14 protein-coding genes and 1 pseudogene are annotated in these 14841 nt (G+C 59.3%); 10 read left to right on the forward strand and 5 right to left on the reverse strand.

What is annotated here, in order from left to right; all coding sequences use genetic code 11:
* Positions 1 to 386 precede the first annotated feature (386 nt).
* Positions 387 to 947 carry a YSC84-related protein gene (locus PMI28_RS09535; RefSeq protein ID WP_007989074.1) on the forward strand — a complete coding sequence of 187 codons (561 nt, stop codon included), beginning with the start codon at positions 387 to 389 and terminating at the stop codon, positions 945 to 947.
* Between the two features lie 224 nt (positions 948 to 1171).
* Positions 1172 to 2386, forward strand: coding sequence for a sodium/glutamate symporter (gltS, locus tag PMI28_RS09530; RefSeq protein WP_007989076.1), 1215 nt, complete (start codon positions 1172 to 1174; stop codon positions 2384 to 2386).
* 16 nt (positions 2387 to 2402) lie between these two features.
* Here the strand turns inward: gltS and PMI28_RS09525 are convergent, their stop codons facing one another.
* Positions 2403 to 3317, reverse strand: a complete 915-nt coding sequence (locus tag PMI28_RS09525; RefSeq protein ID WP_007989078.1) for a pirin family protein — start codon at positions 3315 to 3317, stop codon at positions 2403 to 2405.
* Positions 3318 to 3442: 125 nt separating this feature from the next.
* Between PMI28_RS09525 and PMI28_RS09520 the strand changes: the two genes are divergently transcribed.
* Entirely contained in the window at positions 3443 to 4354 is a 912-nt protein-coding gene (locus PMI28_RS09520; RefSeq protein WP_007989080.1) for a LysR family transcriptional regulator, read from the forward strand.
* 18 nt (positions 4355 to 4372) lie between these two features.
* On the opposite strand, the gene PMI28_RS09515 is transcribed toward PMI28_RS09520, so the two are convergent.
* On the reverse strand, positions 4373 to 5278 hold the full coding sequence (locus PMI28_RS09515) for an NmrA/HSCARG family protein (protein ID WP_007989082.1): 906 nt from the start codon (positions 5276 to 5278) through the stop codon (positions 4373 to 4375).
* Between the two features lie 248 nt (positions 5279 to 5526).
* Between PMI28_RS09515 and PMI28_RS09510 the strand changes: the two genes are divergently transcribed.
* Complete coding sequence (locus PMI28_RS09510; protein WP_007989084.1) at positions 5527 to 6342, forward strand: AraC family transcriptional regulator; 816 nt, start codon at positions 5527 to 5529, stop codon at positions 6340 to 6342.
* A 109-nt stretch (positions 6343 to 6451) separates the two neighbouring features.
* Positions 6452 to 7519 (forward strand): threonine aldolase family protein, encoded by a 1068-nt coding sequence (locus PMI28_RS09505; RefSeq protein ID WP_007989087.1) that lies wholly within the window; start codon positions 6452 to 6454, stop codon positions 7517 to 7519.
* Positions 7520 to 7594: 75 nt separating this feature from the next.
* Here PMI28_RS09505 and PMI28_RS09500 read toward each other — a convergent pair whose 3' ends face one another.
* Together PMI28_RS09500 and PMI28_RS09495 are read right to left on the reverse strand one after the other, a co-directional pair.
* Complete coding sequence (locus tag PMI28_RS09500) at positions 7595 to 8518, reverse strand: NADP-dependent oxidoreductase (RefSeq protein WP_007989089.1); 924 nt, start codon at positions 8516 to 8518, stop codon at positions 7595 to 7597.
* Positions 8519 to 8593: 75 nt separating this feature from the next.
* A complete protein-coding gene (locus PMI28_RS09495) occupies positions 8594 to 9034 on the reverse strand; it encodes a DoxX family protein (protein ID WP_007989090.1) in 441 nt (146 codons plus the stop codon).
* 195 nt (positions 9035 to 9229) lie between these two features.
* Between PMI28_RS09495 and PMI28_RS09490 the strand changes: the two genes are divergently transcribed.
* The 3 genes from PMI28_RS09490 to PMI28_RS09485 all read left to right on the forward strand — a co-directional run bounded on the left by PMI28_RS09490 (position 9230) and on the right by PMI28_RS09485 (position 12437).
* Positions 9230 to 10153: a LysR family transcriptional regulator gene (locus PMI28_RS09490; RefSeq protein ID WP_007989092.1), complete on the forward strand. Its 924-nt coding sequence runs from the start codon at positions 9230 to 9232 to the stop codon at positions 10151 to 10153.
* Between the two features lie 60 nt (positions 10154 to 10213).
* The gene (locus PMI28_RS31180) at positions 10214 to 10537 is read left to right on the forward strand and encodes a hypothetical protein (RefSeq protein WP_081501452.1); all 324 of its coding nucleotides are present in this window, start codon (positions 10214 to 10216) and stop codon (positions 10535 to 10537) included.
* A gap of 160 nt (positions 10538 to 10697) precedes the next feature.
* On the forward strand, positions 10698 to 12437 hold the full coding sequence (locus tag PMI28_RS09485; RefSeq protein WP_007989094.1) for a dipeptidase: 1740 nt from the start codon (positions 10698 to 10700) through the stop codon (positions 12435 to 12437).
* A 331-nt stretch (positions 12438 to 12768) separates the two neighbouring features.
* On the opposite strand, the gene PMI28_RS09480 is transcribed toward PMI28_RS09485, so the two are convergent.
* Positions 12769 to 13296, reverse strand: a complete 528-nt coding sequence (locus PMI28_RS09480) for a GNAT family N-acetyltransferase (protein ID WP_007989096.1) — start codon at positions 13294 to 13296, stop codon at positions 12769 to 12771.
* 42 nt (positions 13297 to 13338) lie between these two features.
* Between PMI28_RS09480 and PMI28_RS31185 the strand changes: the two are divergent.
* Both PMI28_RS31185 and PMI28_RS09475 read left to right on the forward strand, forming a co-directional pair.
* A pseudogene (locus tag PMI28_RS31185) lies at positions 13339 to 13458 on the forward strand (LysR family transcriptional regulator); the annotation flags it as partial.
* 55 nt (positions 13459 to 13513) lie between these two features.
* Positions 13514 to 14791 carry a tyrosine/phenylalanine carboxypeptidase domain-containing protein gene (locus tag PMI28_RS09475; protein WP_007989098.1) on the forward strand — a complete coding sequence of 426 codons (1278 nt, stop codon included), beginning with the start codon at positions 13514 to 13516 and terminating at the stop codon, positions 14789 to 14791.
* Positions 14792 to 14841: the final 50 nt, after the last annotated feature.

Below are 14841 nucleotides of genomic sequence, written 5' to 3' on the forward strand. Positions count from 1 at the left end.
GCCGAACGCAGCCTCGCGGGCTCGGCAGCTGCTACAGATCGCATTAGCGCTTAACTGACCGGTATTAGGCCTCGGGGTAGATATATTTTTCCTGGCCAATTTCCACGGGAAAGACTGTGCAGACAGTGTTCGTCCAAGGGGAGCGATCAAGTTCTGGGTGGCCAGCGGCCAGAAGCAGGACTGACAACGAACCCGGCCATTACGCAGGTGTCATAACAGCTGATGGCGTCGCAAATGATCAACGGCCTCGGGCCAGCTTCATTCACGAGCGATGCTTGCGATTCACACACTTCAGGGTGCGCCGGATACCTCAGTGGGTTCGGTTCCTGCCTGGCGCAGGCGCTAACCGCTGCTCCCATCCAATGCTCCCTCAGCGGAGTACGCAAATGACTCAATCAATGCGGTTCTTCCTGTCGATCTTCCTCGCGACTGCAGCATTGGTATCGGCTGGTTTCCTGAACAATGCCGGAGCGGCCACTGCCGAGGATCTGAATGCCGACTCTCGACAAGCGTTGCAAACGCTCTACAAGACCAATCCTTTTTCCGAAACCATCTCGCACCAAGCCAAAGCAGCGCTTGTTTTCCCGAACATCATCAAGGCAGGTCTTGTGTTCGGCGGCAGCTATGGCGAAGGCGTACTGATGAAAGGCTCGAAAGTCGAGAATTACTACAACTCCGTCACCGGCTCTTGGGGGCTGCAGGCCGGCGCCCAGTCGTATGGCTACGTGGTTTTCCTGATGACCGACAAAGCCGTGAAATATGTAACCGACACCAAAGGCTGGGAAATCGGTGTAGGGCCAACAGTTGTGTTAGTGGATGCAGGGGTTGCGAAGAACCTGTCCAGCTCGACGCTGAAAGACGATGCCTACGCGTTCATCTTCGACCAGCAAGGATTGATGGCGGGGGTCAGTATCGAGGGAACGAAGATTTCTCTGATCAAGCGCTAAATTCAACCGTTTGATTTGCCATCGGGAGCGTGAGGCAGCCTATGCCAACCCGGAGTTTAGGCTAGGCTGTCCTCACTCCTGGCGCACAGACACACTTGGTGATTGGGAAGCTGCCTGGACGAGCCAGGCTTGCATTTGCTGAATCCACCGTTCATTGACTCAGGTCAAAACACTGAGTTACCGAATCCTGATAATGATTTTTCATATTTTTAGGTAGGCCTTGAATGACTCCTCAGCTCTTCCCGATTCACGGCCTCGTGAGCTTCACCCTCGCCATCCTCCTGCTTTTCCTCGGCAAAACCCTTGTCCAGCGCAACGCCTTGCTCCGTCAATACTGTATTCCCGAATCGGTGGTTGGCGGCTTTGTCTGTGCGGCGGTGACGACCCTGTTTTACTTCGGCCTCAATATCGAGATCGAATTTGATCTGCAAATTCGCGACACCCTACTGCTGTATTTCTTTGCCGCCATTGGCTTGAAATCGGACATGCGCCAACTGCTCAAGGGAGGACTGCCGCTGCTGATCCTGCTGGTGCTCGCCGCGGTGTTCATTGTCCTGCAGAACGCGCTGGGCATGGGGGTGGCCGAGGCATTTGGGCTCGCGCCCAAGGCGGGTTTGATGGTGGGCTCCGTTTCCCTTACGGGTGGGGCGGGCACCACCCTGGCCTGGGCACCGCTTTTCGTCGACAGGCTGGGAATCAGTAACGCGCATGAACTGGGCATGGCCAGCAACACCGTCGGCCTGATTGCCGCTTGCGTGATCGGCGGTCCGATCGCCAACCGACTGATACGTCGTCATCATCTGACGCCTTCCGGGGATGCGGCGCTGGAAGTCGGCATTTTCGAGCAACAACCGAGCAAGCCCATGGACTACTACGACGTGCTCTGGGCATGGATGTGGCTCAACCTGACGCTGATGCTCGGCTACGGACTCAACCTGCTGTTGGTCGATGCGGGCATCACCCTGCCTAAATTCGTCAGCTGCCTGTTCGCGGGCATCGTCATTCACCACATCGTTCTCGCCGTGATCGGTGATCAGCGGCTGAAAACCTGGAGCGGCGCCAGCCTGGGTCTGTCGCTGATCTCCGATATCTGTCTGGGCATGTTTTTGACCATGGCCCTGATGGGGCTTCAGTTATGGCAACTCAACGGCGCGTTGATGTTCATTCTGTGCGCCTTGACCCTGCAAATTCTGCTGACGGTCATCTATACGTATTTTGTGGTCTTCCGATTCATGGGGCGCAATTATGAAGCCAGCGTGATTGCTTCCGGATTCGGCGGGATTGCCCTCGGTTCCACGGCGACGGCCATCGTCAACATGTCGACCGTGACGCAAAAATACGGTGCGGCCCACCAGGCTTTCCTGATCGTGCCGCTGGTGTGTGGCTTTTTCATAGACCTGGTCAATGCCGTGATCATCAGCATGTTCAGTGGTCTTTAGCGACCGGACGCCTGGTTTACTTGAAAACCGGCACGCTGGCTGACTCGTTCGGTTTTTTCAGGTATTCACGCAGCCGAGCGCCAATCTCGGCAATTTTCGCCTCCCCCGCACGCAAGGCTTGCGGGTTGGTATGTACCGAGTAGTTTCCCAGTGCAAGGTCATAGGGATGAGGTTGCGCGGAGCCGATCACGAAGACGGTATCTTTGTGCAGGGCCTTGAGCGTGACGGCACCGCTACCTGGTTCGAAGATGACCATTTCTCCCGCCATGACCACCCCTGGCGCGGCAAGGGAACCGCGGCTGACGCTCAACCACAATGACGCGTGCCCACGGGGTGGAACATAGGTCCAGGATTCCCCGGCGGGTAGCGTGACCAGCAGGTAGTTCATTCCGGCGGGAGCGCGGACCGGGCTTTGGACACCCTGGTAAGTTCCAAGAATCAGGCGCGCCGGCCCCACTTCAGGCATCACGCGGGACTCCAGGTATTGGCTATCGACACTCGCGTTTTCCAACGCCGGCGGCAGTGCAACCCACAGTTGAAAGCCTTGAATCCGCTTCGATGTGCCTACCGACATTTCCTTGCCGTGCCAGACCCCGCCCCCGGCGCGCATCCATTCTACAGCGCCATAGTCAATCATCCCCGAACCCGAATCAGCATCCTCGAAACGCAAATTGCCTTCGGTAATGACCGTGACTGTGGCGATGCCCGAGTGCGGGTGCATTGGCATGCCGTTGATGAATGAGCTCTCACCTTCAAACAGGTCAAGGAAAACAAAAGGCTTGATCAGTTGGCCGAGATCGGAAGGACTCATCAACCGGACAATCGCGCCATGCCCGCTACCGGTGGTGCGGTAGCTGATTGCGCGGTCGGTGGTGGTTTCACGGATAACGCCAGAGGCGATATCGGGGAGAGGTCGTTGCAGCAGCGTCATGAAGATTACTCACAGAAGAGTGGGAGCCTCGCGGCCCAATGCCTGAACAATAGGGCCGGACCGATTACTTGATTAGTCGATACAATTGGATTGCACTCGTCCACCAGAGCCAGGAATACCCCGCCATGATCGACCTCAATGACATCGCCATGTTTGTGCAGGTAGTACGCAGCGGCAGTTTTGCCGAGGCGGCACGACGGCTGGGCATGCCACCCAATACCGTGAGTCGTCGCATCCAGCAGCTCGAAGCGCAACTCGGCACTCGACTGCTGCAACGCTCCACTCGCAAACTCACGCTCACCAGTGCTGGCCAGGGCTTTCATGAGCGTTGCGTGGGAGCCGTCGATGGCCTGCTCGAAGCGGGACAGGAGTTGATGACGGGCAGTAACGAACCCAGTGGGCTGGTGCGCGTGGCGGCTCCAGCCGACTTTTTCGACTTTTTCCAGATGGAGTGGGTGACCGAGTTCCTGGCCGCGCATCCACGCGTGCGGCTCGACTTCGTGCTCAGTGACGCGAAGGCCGACCTGATCGCAGAACAGATCGACGTCGCCTTTCGCGGCGGGCCCTTGCGCGACTCAGGTTATGTCGGCCGTCAGATCCTTGACCCGCGCAGCGTCGGGATGGTGGCCAGTCCCTCCTACATTGCGACACGTGGTTCACCCCGCACGTTGCAGGACCTGGCGAACCACGATTGTGTGATCTCCGCGCATCCAGGCGGCCACACCACATGGCGTTTGGTCGGTCCCAATGGCGAGGAAGAAGTGCAAGTTGCCGGGCGTTTCAGCGGCAATACCGCCCAGGCACTGCGCAAGGCCGCCGTGGCCGGGCTCGGTATCGCGCTGCTGCCGCCCATAATGGCCAGGCTTGAGATAGAGGCCGGGACGCTTGTCCCGGTACTGCCGCAATACCAACCCAAAGGCTATGGCCTGAACGTGCTGTATCCGACCCGCCGGCAGCTGCCACTCGCCGTGTCGGCGTTCATCGGGTTGGTGACCCAGAAGATGAATACGACAGACGCACCGGTGATGTATCGATAGCCAGTGGCGATTGTTGCGTCAGGCGGACGCCGGAATTTCGAAGTTTGCCCGGGCCCAAGCGGCGAACTTCGTTGGCTGTCGGCCGGCGACTCTGTTGGCCAGTGCGATGGCTTCGCGCGAATCCGCACCGAGGTAAGTGTGGGCCTCGAAGTAGGCGAGCATTTCCGCGATTTCCCCGGCGCCCGGGAACCAGCCGGCAAAGAGTTCGCGTGGGACGTGCTTGAACGAGAAATGGTGCCCCAGACGATTCAGCTCGGTGATGACCTCGTTGAAGCTCAGGAAGTCGCCGACCATCGGCAGATATTCGCCGTTCCCGGCGAGTTCAGGCTGCGCGAATGCCCCGGCCACGACGTGGCCAAGCTCGGTGATGTCGCCCATGTGAATGACGCGCTGCTGCGGATCGAGCGGTATTACCCAGCCAATGGTTCCATCGGCTTGCTGCTTCGGAGCCATTACGCCGAGCAGATTCTGATAGAAGAACGGCGCGATCACGAAAGTGTGGTGTGCGAATCCAGCTTCACCCACGACGCGATCGATTTTTGCTTTGTCGGTGAAATGCGGGACATCAAGCTTGCCGCGGCTGATTGCCTCCACGTTTGGCAGCGTCGACCAGATGAAGTGTTGAACGCCCGCAGCTTTCGCTGCTTGAACGGCCGCCAGCGCCTGCTTGTGCTCGTCCGTGCCCGGCCCCCAGAAATTGGTAACCAGAAAAACCCCGTGCGCTCCAGCAAACGCGGCTTTCAGTGTTTGCGGACTATCCAGATCCGCCAGCACCACTTCGTCAGCCAACCGCGGGTGCTCGGCCGGATTGCGCGTCAACGCACGGACCTTGAATTGACCGCTCGCCTGCAGCGCGCGCACAACGGCGCCGCCCTGATGACCGGTTGCGCCGACAACGGCGATGAGCTTTTGGCTGTCTGACATAGTCGTTTTCCTGTGAATGGTGACTGCGTGGAGTAATCGGCGGGCCTCACGGCCCGATGCCTGAAACAGTAGAGTCGGGCCGATTGGTTGACTAGTCGGAACAATTGGATTGCACTCGTCCAGCAGCACGAGGAATGACCCGATAGACACGACCTCAGGTCAATTGCTGACACCCCATGGATCTAAACCTCCTGTAGACCTAAACTTTGCATCTATCTGCCCTCCTCGCCGATTGTTGTACGGGTTCCATGACTGAGCACGCCAAGTACCATCACGTCTCCGAAGTACCAGGCCTGGTGCTGGGTTCCGCACGCTTTGCGGATGTCGGTTTCGACCGCCATTACCACCTCGATTTCCACATTGGCTTTGTCACCGAAGGCATCCAGCGTCATCGATCGAAAGGCGAGTCGTTTCTTTTAGGTCCGGGCAGCATTGCCCTGATGCCGCCGGGTGAAATCCACGATGGGGTTTCCGAGGGCGGCGGTGCTTATACGCTCAAGACATTCCGTCTGTCGCAGACGCTGGTCGCGAGTCTGGCCGAGGAGATCAGCGGTCGACCGAGAGAGCTTGAGTTGACCAGTGTGTTGCTGGAAGACGCGGGGCTTGCCGGCCACCTGCGCGGTTTGCACGAAGCGATGCAGCAGACCGTTGGACCCGGCAGCCTCGCGTTGCAGACGCAATGGATCACCCTCCTTGAACACCTGTTGAGCCAGTCCCGGGCGATCAAGCCCGAAACGATTGCAGGCACGCTATCCCCCCTGCAATGGTCTCGCGTCAGGGACTATTGTTTCAGCCACATCGATGAGCGAATCACCCTCGATGATCTCGCTGGATTGTGCGGTCTGGGCCGCTTCCCGTTTCTCAAGCAGTTCAAGCGGACCGTCGGCATGACGCCACACGCGTGGCTGCTTCGCCTGCGTCTCGAACGGGCCTGTGGCCTGTTGTCGCGCAGCGAGCAACCGATCATCGATGTCGCCCACGCTGTCGGCTTTTACGATCAAAGCCATTTCAATCGCGCCTTTCGACAGGCATTTGGCGTCGCGCCCTCGCGCTACAGGACCTAGGGCGTCGGCGATCAAACGACCGTCAATTTTTTACAAGCGCGACAACCCTCCCCTCCCTAGGATGCGCCAATCCGGGCGAAACACCTTCGCCTGCGCAGCCGAGAACTGGATGATGAACGGTGAAACAAACAGACCGCCCGCTCTGGGTTTTTCAAGTGACAACATCGCAGGCGCATCACCGGAGGTGGCGCAAGCCATCGTGAAACACAGCACGGGCCAGGCGAGCCCCTACGGCACCGACGAGTTGACGGCGCAGGTCCAGCGCAAGTTCAGCGAGATCTTCGAGCGCGACGTGGAAGTCTTACTCGTGCCCACCGGCACCTCCGCCAACGGCCTGTGCCTGAGCGCGATGACGCCACCCTGGGGGAATATCTATTGCCATCCTGCCAGTCACATCAACAACGATGAATGTGGCGCACCCGAGTTCTTTTCCAACGGCGCGAAGCTGATAACCATCGACGGCCCATCGGCCAAGCTGGACATCACCCGACTGCGCGAGCGGACTCGCGAGAAGGTCGGCGACGTGCACACGACTCAACCTGCCTGCGTCAGCATCACTCAGGCCACCGAAGTCGGCAGCATCTACACCCTGGACGAAATCGCAGCCATCGGTGATGTCTGCAAGTCATCGTCCCTTGGCTTCCATATGGATGGCTCGCGGTTTGCCAACGCCTTGGTGTCGTTGGGTTGCTCTCCCGCCGAAATGACGTGGAAGGCTGGCGTCGATGCCCTGTCGTTTGGTGCCACGAAGAATGGCGTGCTGGCGGCGGAAGCCATCGTCCTGTTCAACACCTCGCTCGCCAACGAGATGAGTTACCGGCGCAAGCGCGCAGGCCATCTCTTCTCCAAGATGCGTTTTCTTTCGGCGCAGATCGATGCATACCTGACCGACGATCTCTGGCTGCGCAATGCACGCCAGGCCAACGCTGCGGCCCAGCGCCTGGCGCAAGGGCTTGCCGGCCTGAACGGCGTTGACGTGCTCGGCGACACTGAGGCGAATATCCTGTTCTGTCGGCTGGACCCGGCAATAATCGAAGCGCTGCTACGGGCCGGGTTCGGGTTCTACCATGATCGCTGGGGACCAAACATCGTTCGTTTTGTCACATCGTTCGCAACCACCGCCGAGGATGTCGATCACCTGTTGAGGCAGGTGCGGCTCGCTACCCGTGCAGATTAAGACAACGGCGGCAGCCAGTTAGTCAGATCCTTCTGACAACTTGCCTGATCCTGTCGCCGATTACCTGACAACCGTTTACCGGGTTGGATCGAGGACAAGCCGGCCACGTAAGTGACGGCCCATGCTTTTCTCGATCGCCACTTTCGCATCACTCAAGGGGTATGCCTCAACGTCGACCGTGAGGTGTCCCTTGTCGAACAGTTCGGCAATGAGCGAGAGCTGCCGGCCATCCGAACGGGTGGCAAAGTTGGCGGGGGTCACGCCATAGTCGTTGGCCAGCGACATGTTCGGCAGGCTCACCGGCGATACCAGCACACCGTTTCTTTTGAGTACCGCAAACGAACGGGTCTGTGTGTCGCCGCCCACCAGATCCAGTACGACATCGACGCCGGACACCAGCTCTTCGAATGCCTGGGTCGTATAGTCGATGGTGTAATCGGCACCGAGGTCTTTCAAGTAGGCATGATGGTGTGCCGAGGCCGTTGCGTAGACTTCCGCGCCCAGGTACTTGGCAATCTGCACGGCCATGCTGCCCACGCCACCGGCCGCTGCGTGGATCAACACTTTTTGTCGCCGTTGCACACCTGCGTGTTCAGTCAGGGCCTGCCAGGCCGTCAGGGCCGTTGCGGGGACAGCGCTGGCCTGCAAGGCACTGAGCGATTTTGGTTTTAGCGCCAGTTTTGCAACCTGGGCGACGGCTTTGGTCGCATAACCCCCGACGATGTTGATGAAGCCAAACACTTCATCGCCGATGCTGAACTCAGTGACGCCCTGCCCCACTGCCACCACCGTACCGGCCACTTCGACACCCGGGGTAAAAGGCAGCGGCAACGGGATGAACGCTTTCATGGCGCCGGAAAGAATCTTCCAGTCAATCGGGTTCACCCCGGCTCCGGCGACATCGATCAGCACTTCACCGACGCCGGCCACCGGGTCGGCAATATCTTCCAGACGTAAAACTTCAGGGCTGCCGTATTCGTACACGCGTATGGCTTTCATGGAGGTCTCGACTATCGAAAAAGAAGGGAGAAGAACATTGCGCTGCGAGGGGCTGGCCTGCGCAGCGCGGGGGTATCAACGACGGCGAGCGTCGAGGCTGAAACGACCGGCACCGAAGGCCACGATCTGCAACAGGCCACCAGCCATCGCGATGTTCTTGAAGAAGTGGATGAACTGGTTTTGATCGCCCAGGGCGTTATGGAAAGCCAGGGCGGTAAACACGCTGAACACAGCCAGTACAGCGGCAACGGTGCGGGTACGGTAGCCGGCGATCAGCGCCAGGCCACCACCGATTTCAACGATGATCGCCACCGCCAGAGCCAGTTGCGGAAGCGGAAGACCAACAGAGCTGATGTAGCCGACCATCATGGCCGGAGCGGCCAGTTTGGAAAAACCGGAGAGGATGAAGATTGCGCTGAGCAGTACGCGGCCGATCAACGAGGCCGAGGCTTGGGTGACGTCGGAACGGCTCTTTTCAGAGGTGGCGGAATGAGCGATGTTTGCGGAAGTCGTCATGAGGTATTTCCTTCAATTGGGTGCGATTCGACATGAACCGCCCTGGTGAGGAAATGTTGCTCCTGGTCAGCTAACCTGAATAGCTGACTAATTTAGATCATTAGATTCGATAAATTAGAAAAGCAAACCCACATAGCCGGTAAAGGAGTTCAATCTTGCAACTTGCCGAGCGACGTCTGGTTCGAGGAAACAGGCATGATCTCTGACCCCGGAACACCGACACTGGACCAACTGCGCGTGTTCCTGACAGTCGTGGAAGTCGGCAGTTTTGCCGCGGCCGCCAGAAAACTGCACCGGGCCACTTCGGTCATCAGCTATTCGATCGCCAACCTGGAAATGCAGCTCGGCGTGTCGCTGTTTGACCGCCAGACCACCCGCAAACCCCAGCTCACCGATGCCGGCCGCACCGTGTTGGCCGAAGCCAGAACCATCGCCAACGGTATTCATGGTTTACGCGCCAAAGTGAAGGGCCTGCTCCAGGGACTGGAGGCCGAAGTTCACGTGGTGCTCGATGTGATGCTGCCCCCCGAGCGCGTGGTGGACGCACTCAAATCCTTTCGCGAAGAGTTCCCGACCGTTGCCCTGCACTTGCATATGGAAGCGCTCGGCGCCGTCACTGAACTGGTGATCAACCGCGGCGCAATCGTCGGCGTCAGCGGGCCGATGAATGAAGGCATCGACGGCATCGAAAGAATTGGCGTCGGCAGTGTCGAGTTGATTCCGGTGGCGGCCCCGAATCATCCACTGGCCTCAAGCGACTCGAACGTTCCGGGCGCCGGGCGAGAGTTCACGCAACTGGTGCTGTCCGACCGCTCGCTGCTGACCAAGGACAAGGATTTCGCCGTGCTCAGCAACCGCACCTGGCGGCTGGCGGACCTGGGCGCCAAGCACATGCTGCTGCGTGAAGGCATCGGTTGGGGGAACATGCCAGCCCCGATGGTCCAGGAAGACCTGGATAGCGGCCGGCTCGTGCTCCTGAATATTCCGGAATACAAAAGCGGAAAATATGCCTTCGACGTCATCTACCGCACGGATCTGCCACCGGGCCCCGCCGCACGGTGGTTGATTGACCGTTTCGTTCAACAAAGCGCGATGCAGGAGAGGTGGATGATGTCCTGATTGGGGCCTAATCTGAATAGGTACGACGTTGAACACGCCTCTTGATACAGGGGAACCGGGATGACGGGACATACAGCACGCCAATGCTCGCCATGGATCCTGCTCTCCCTGCTCGCCGTCAACCTGGCGCTGCTAGCCGGATGTTCAGGCAAAGCCACCACGGCTCCACATCCTGCCTCAAACACCGGTTCAAACACCGGCTCAAACACCGGCTCAGTCTGCTTTGCAGAAGCACTCCCCACTGTCGGCGAAGGTGGCCTCGCCTGGGGCGACACCCTGGACATCGCTCGGCAAAGATCCCTGAGTAATTGCATACGCTATGCCGGCCGATCCGGCGGTACACCGGATACCTGCCACGTGGTGATGGCGGAATGTAAACATTGATAGAGCGGTTTTTCGTTTCTGCGCCGCTTTTGCCTTTCTGTGCGACAGATCCCACTTCAGGGGCTCCCGTTTCACACGCTCATGGTGTTAGTTTTGAAATGTTTCTGATCAGACGATCAGATATTTCTTACAACCCGCCTGCAAAGGAATGCCCCCAGCAATGGATTTTTCACTCAAGCACCTGGCCGCGACCACCCTCATGCTCGCCAGCCTTTCGTCGTTCACCACCGCTGCCCACGCCAACATCACCCCGCAACAGAGCTCGATCATCCTCAAGACCTTCAGTGATGCATCGGTCAAGGATTTCAGGGGGTTCCTGGGAAGTCTGGCCAAGAGCGATTTCGCCAAAACCGACAACCTCGGCCCGGCCATCAGTGCGTTCCTCGACAACAAGACGCTTACCGCTGAGCAGCAAAACGACATCCATCGCCTGCTTGGCCTTTACGCTCGGGTGAAATACGGCAGCGCGGCCACCGAAACCTTGAAGGAACTGGTAGCCATTGCGACCGTGCGCGTGGATGGCGTTGCCCAGCACGAGAATCCCGAATTCCTCAAGATAGCCGAGAAGATCAAGGGCCTCGCCCAGGCGTTCAACCTGAACTTTCGCAACATCGACAACCGCGTCTATGAGATCTCCCTCGAAGGCAGCGGCGATGAAGTCGTGGGCATTCACGCCCATGCCGATGTGGTGCCGGTAACGCCGGAGAACTGGGTGCTGCAGGACGGCACCCGCCTCGATCCATTCAAGGTCACCCTGGTCGGCGATCGCATGTATGGCCGCGGCACCGAGGATGACAAGAACGGCATCGTGGTGGCGCTCTACGCCATGAAGATCATCAAGGAAGAGCAGCTGCCGCTGGCCAGAAACTTCAAGCTGCTGGTCGACACCACCGAAGAAACCACGGGCGACGCCATCCCCTATTACTTCGAACGCAACCCGACGCCCAACTACAACCTGGCACTGGATGGCGGCTATCCGGTGGTGATCGCCGAGAAAGGCTATGGCACCGTCATGGCCAGCTTCGCCAAGCGTAAAGCTGAAGGCAAAGGCGCGGAAATCATTTCAATGACCGGTGGCCTGGCCACCAACCAGATTCCGTCGACATCGGTCGTGACCCTGGTGACCGACAAGCCCGCCGAACTGGCCACCAGCCTGCAAAAGGCCGGCACTGAGTACGCCAAGCGCAATGGCGGCAACTTCGAAGTGGCTGCCAAGGTCGACGGCAAGGGTGTCAAACTGACCGTCACCGGCGTTTCCGCCCACTCCTCCGAGCCTGAATCCGGCGTCAACCCGGTGGCCAGGATGCTGGACTTCATCAATAGCCTCGACGGCAAGGTCGCACTCAAGCACAACCAGATCACGGACGCCGCCCGCTACGCTGCCGATAACTGGGGGCTGGACTACCTGGGTGGCAAGTTGGGGGTCGGTTTTTCCGATGAGTTCATGGGCCCGCTGACCACTTCCCTGACCTATGTCGGGATGGATGACAAAGCCTTCAAACTCGCGGTCAACCTGCGCGTGCCGAAGGGCAAGACGCCGGAAGTGCTCAAATCCGAAATCGCCGGGAAGCTGGACGCCTGGAGCAAGAAGACCCACATCGCACCGGCCTTTGACTTATCGATCGCCGAACCGATGTACCGCAACCCCGAGGGTGAATGGGTCAAGGCCCTGCTCGCGGTGTCCACTGAAAACATCGGCATGGAACACAAGTTCGGTACCTCCGCCGGCGCCACGTCGGTGCATGAATTGCCCAACGGCGTGCAGTTCGGCCTGGCCATGCCAGACGTCAAATACACCGGTCACAACGACAACGAGTTCAAGACCACCGGGCAGTTCCTGCTGGACCTGCAGATCGTAACCGAGATGATGGGACGTATCGGGCAACTGCCGAAACTTTGATCGGTTCTTTCACTGGTTTGGACTCGGACGCGGTCCCTTGTGGGAGCTGGCTTGCCTGCGATGGTCGTTAACGATAACGCGTGTGAACCGGATGAACACGATCCCCTGTAGGAGCTGGCTTGCCTGCGATGGTCGTTAACGATAACGCGTGTTAACCGGATGAACGCGGTCCCCTGTAGGAGCTGGCTTGCCTGCGATGGTCGTTAACGATAACGCGTGTTAACCGGATGTACGCGGCGCGCTTGAGTCCATCGCCAGCAAGCTGGCTCCTACAGTTTTCCGGGAATGCGTGAAGAAGATCATCCTCCCGGCGGGTCCCGTTTGAAGCCGGCTACGGGACCTGGGGTACCCGCCACGACATGGCGCAGCGGCTACCAGGTTCAAAACCGCAGCCATACTCTTGTGCCACGATGTCTGCAAGGCGCTTGTCCAGAGTTGCCCCAGCAGTAGGTTCAAACCCTAGCCGCCGGTAAAAGGGCGCGTTCCACGGCACCTGTGTGAAGGTCGTCAGCGTGACACAAGCCAGCTGATTCAAGCGTGCATATTCCATCGCCGTTTCAACCAGCCTTCGTCCCCAGCCCTGCCCCTGCAGGGACTGTTTGACCGACAGCTCATGGATATGAAGATCGCTGCCGTGGCGTTCTGCACTCAGGAAACCCATGGGCCGAGCTTGCGCATCGACAACCACCCAGCAAGTCGATAACTCGATCAACTGCCTGTGACGGTCGACTGTCATGGTGGCAGCGTCCGCCAGCCAACCAAGTTCATCGATCGAACGGAATGCCTGAGCGGCGCAACGCTCAATAGCGGGCAGCAACGGTGCATCATCCGGTACAGCCAGGCGAATATGTGCAGGCATGAGTTACCTTTTCTCCTCGACGTCCCGAATCACGGCAGCAAGGCAGATAGATGCCCCTACTATCCGGGCCTACACCTATATTACCCGAGCCGCCGTCATGTGCCCGCAGCGCTCAAGGCGTTCATCGACTTTGCACGCACGACCCGCCAGCTCAACACGTGACGGCACGCGACGACTAAGCTTTTGTAATGCCACCTCGTCCCTCAAGGAGAAGTCCATGAGCGCCGCCTCCCTGTCCGAACTCGATGAAGCCCTGCCCGGTTTGACCCGCAAGATCCGTGTGCTGGATGCCCTGTCCTGGCCGGATGGCGTCGAGGAAGACTTCCTGGCGAAGTGGCGCAGCGGGCGGGCCGAGTTACCCAAAGTCAAATTGCAGCCCCGCGAGCACAGCGCCGACATCGCCGCCCTGGAAACCTTTATCAGCCGTTGCGATGTGGGGCATCCGGCCGGGAATTTCCTTGCAATGACCGCCCGTAGCTATGCCACGGCCGGACACATGTTGGGGGCCATTGGCACTCCCGCCTTTACGCAATTTTCGTCAGCGCTGTACCGGCGCCCGGATTTCTATTACACACGCCTGCAACTGAGCATGCTGGACGCGGCCCGTTTCTTCCTCAAGACCACCGACGCCCTGCTCGGCGGTGCGCGGATTCCACCCTCCCCGGCCGAGATCCCGGCCAAGGCTTTCGCTGCCTGGATTCAACCGGAACTGGACCGTTTCTTCGGCGTCGGACAGATCACCGTCGTGCTCGATCCGAACCTGGCCGCCAAGGCCATCGCCGGATCGAGCCGCATTCGCCTGCGGGCCAGCGCGCTGTTCACAGAGCTGGACAAGCATCAGCTGTTGCAACACGAGGCCTTTGTGCATGTCGCCACGGCACAAAATGGTGCGCGGCAACCCAACCTCATTAGCCTGGGCCTGGGAGCGCCCCGTACGACTCAGACCCAAGAGGGCATTGCCACCCTGGCCGAACTGTTCACCGGCAGCATGGACATCAACCGCCTGCGGCGCCTGGCCCTGCGCGTGCTCGCCGTCCAGCAGGCGCTGGAGGGAGCCGATTTCATCCAGGTGTTCGAAGGTTTTCTGGCTGCCGGGCAGACGCCAGAGGAGTCCTTCCGCTCAACCCAGCGGGTCTTCCGCGGCGCCGACCTGCGGGGCGGTTCGGCGTTTACCAAGGATGCCGCTTACCTGACGGGGTTGCTCGGCGTCCACACCCTGCTGCGCATTGCAATTCGCGATAACCGGCCAGAGCTGGTGGGGCATTTGTTTGCAGGGCGCCTCAGCCTGGCTGACACCGTGCGCCTTGCACCTCTTTTCGAGTCCGGCTGGCTCAAGGGACCGGTCTATCTCCCGGCCTGGGCCAGCGACCTGCGTCTGCTCGCGGCCAATCTGGCCTTCTCTGCGTTCATCGCCCAGATCAAACTGGATGTGCTCGACCTGGACGTGTTCATGGCATTCGCCGAAGAACACGAAAGCGATGCCAGCGCCCAGTGATCAGATTGACGCTGTTTTAATGACAACCTGAATCCTTCGAATGAGCTGCT

The sequence above is a fragment of the Pseudomonas sp. GM48 genome (genome assembly GCF_000282335.1).
Classification (GTDB): domain Bacteria; phylum Pseudomonadota; class Gammaproteobacteria; order Pseudomonadales; family Pseudomonadaceae; genus Aquipseudomonas.

Coding starts and splice junctions, on each gene's coding strand:
- PMI28_RS09510 (WP_007989084.1), top strand. CDS start 5,527: ATGACTGAGCACGCCAAGTACCATCACGTCTCCGAAGTACCAGGCCTG.
- PMI28_RS09485 (WP_007989094.1), top strand. CDS start 10,698: ATGGATTTTTCACTCAAGCACCTGGCCGCGACCACCCTCATGCTCGCC.
- PMI28_RS09495 (WP_007989090.1), bottom strand. CDS start 9,034: ATGACGACTTCCGCAAACATCGCTCATTCCGCCACCTCTGAAAAGAGC.
- PMI28_RS31180 (WP_081501452.1), top strand. CDS start 10,214: ATGACGGGACATACAGCACGCCAATGCTCGCCATGGATCCTGCTCTCC.
- PMI28_RS09480 (WP_007989096.1), bottom strand. CDS start 13,296: ATGCCTGCACATATTCGCCTGGCTGTACCGGATGATGCACCGTTGCTG.
- gltS (WP_007989076.1), top strand. CDS start 1,172: ATGACTCCTCAGCTCTTCCCGATTCACGGCCTCGTGAGCTTCACCCTC.
- PMI28_RS09535 (WP_007989074.1), top strand. CDS start 387: ATGACTCAATCAATGCGGTTCTTCCTGTCGATCTTCCTCGCGACTGCA.
- PMI28_RS09475 (WP_007989098.1), top strand. CDS start 13,514: ATGAGCGCCGCCTCCCTGTCCGAACTCGATGAAGCCCTGCCCGGTTTG.
- PMI28_RS09515 (WP_007989082.1), bottom strand. CDS start 5,278: ATGTCAGACAGCCAAAAGCTCATCGCCGTTGTCGGCGCAACCGGTCAT.
- PMI28_RS09520 (WP_007989080.1), top strand. CDS start 3,443: ATGATCGACCTCAATGACATCGCCATGTTTGTGCAGGTAGTACGCAGC.
- PMI28_RS09500 (WP_007989089.1), bottom strand. CDS start 8,518: ATGAAAGCCATACGCGTGTACGAATACGGCAGCCCTGAAGTTTTACGT.
- PMI28_RS09525 (WP_007989078.1), bottom strand. CDS start 3,317: ATGACGCTGCTGCAACGACCTCTCCCCGATATCGCCTCTGGCGTTATC.
- PMI28_RS09505 (WP_007989087.1), top strand. CDS start 6,452: ATGATGAACGGTGAAACAAACAGACCGCCCGCTCTGGGTTTTTCAAGT.
- PMI28_RS09490 (WP_007989092.1), top strand. CDS start 9,230: ATGATCTCTGACCCCGGAACACCGACACTGGACCAACTGCGCGTGTTC.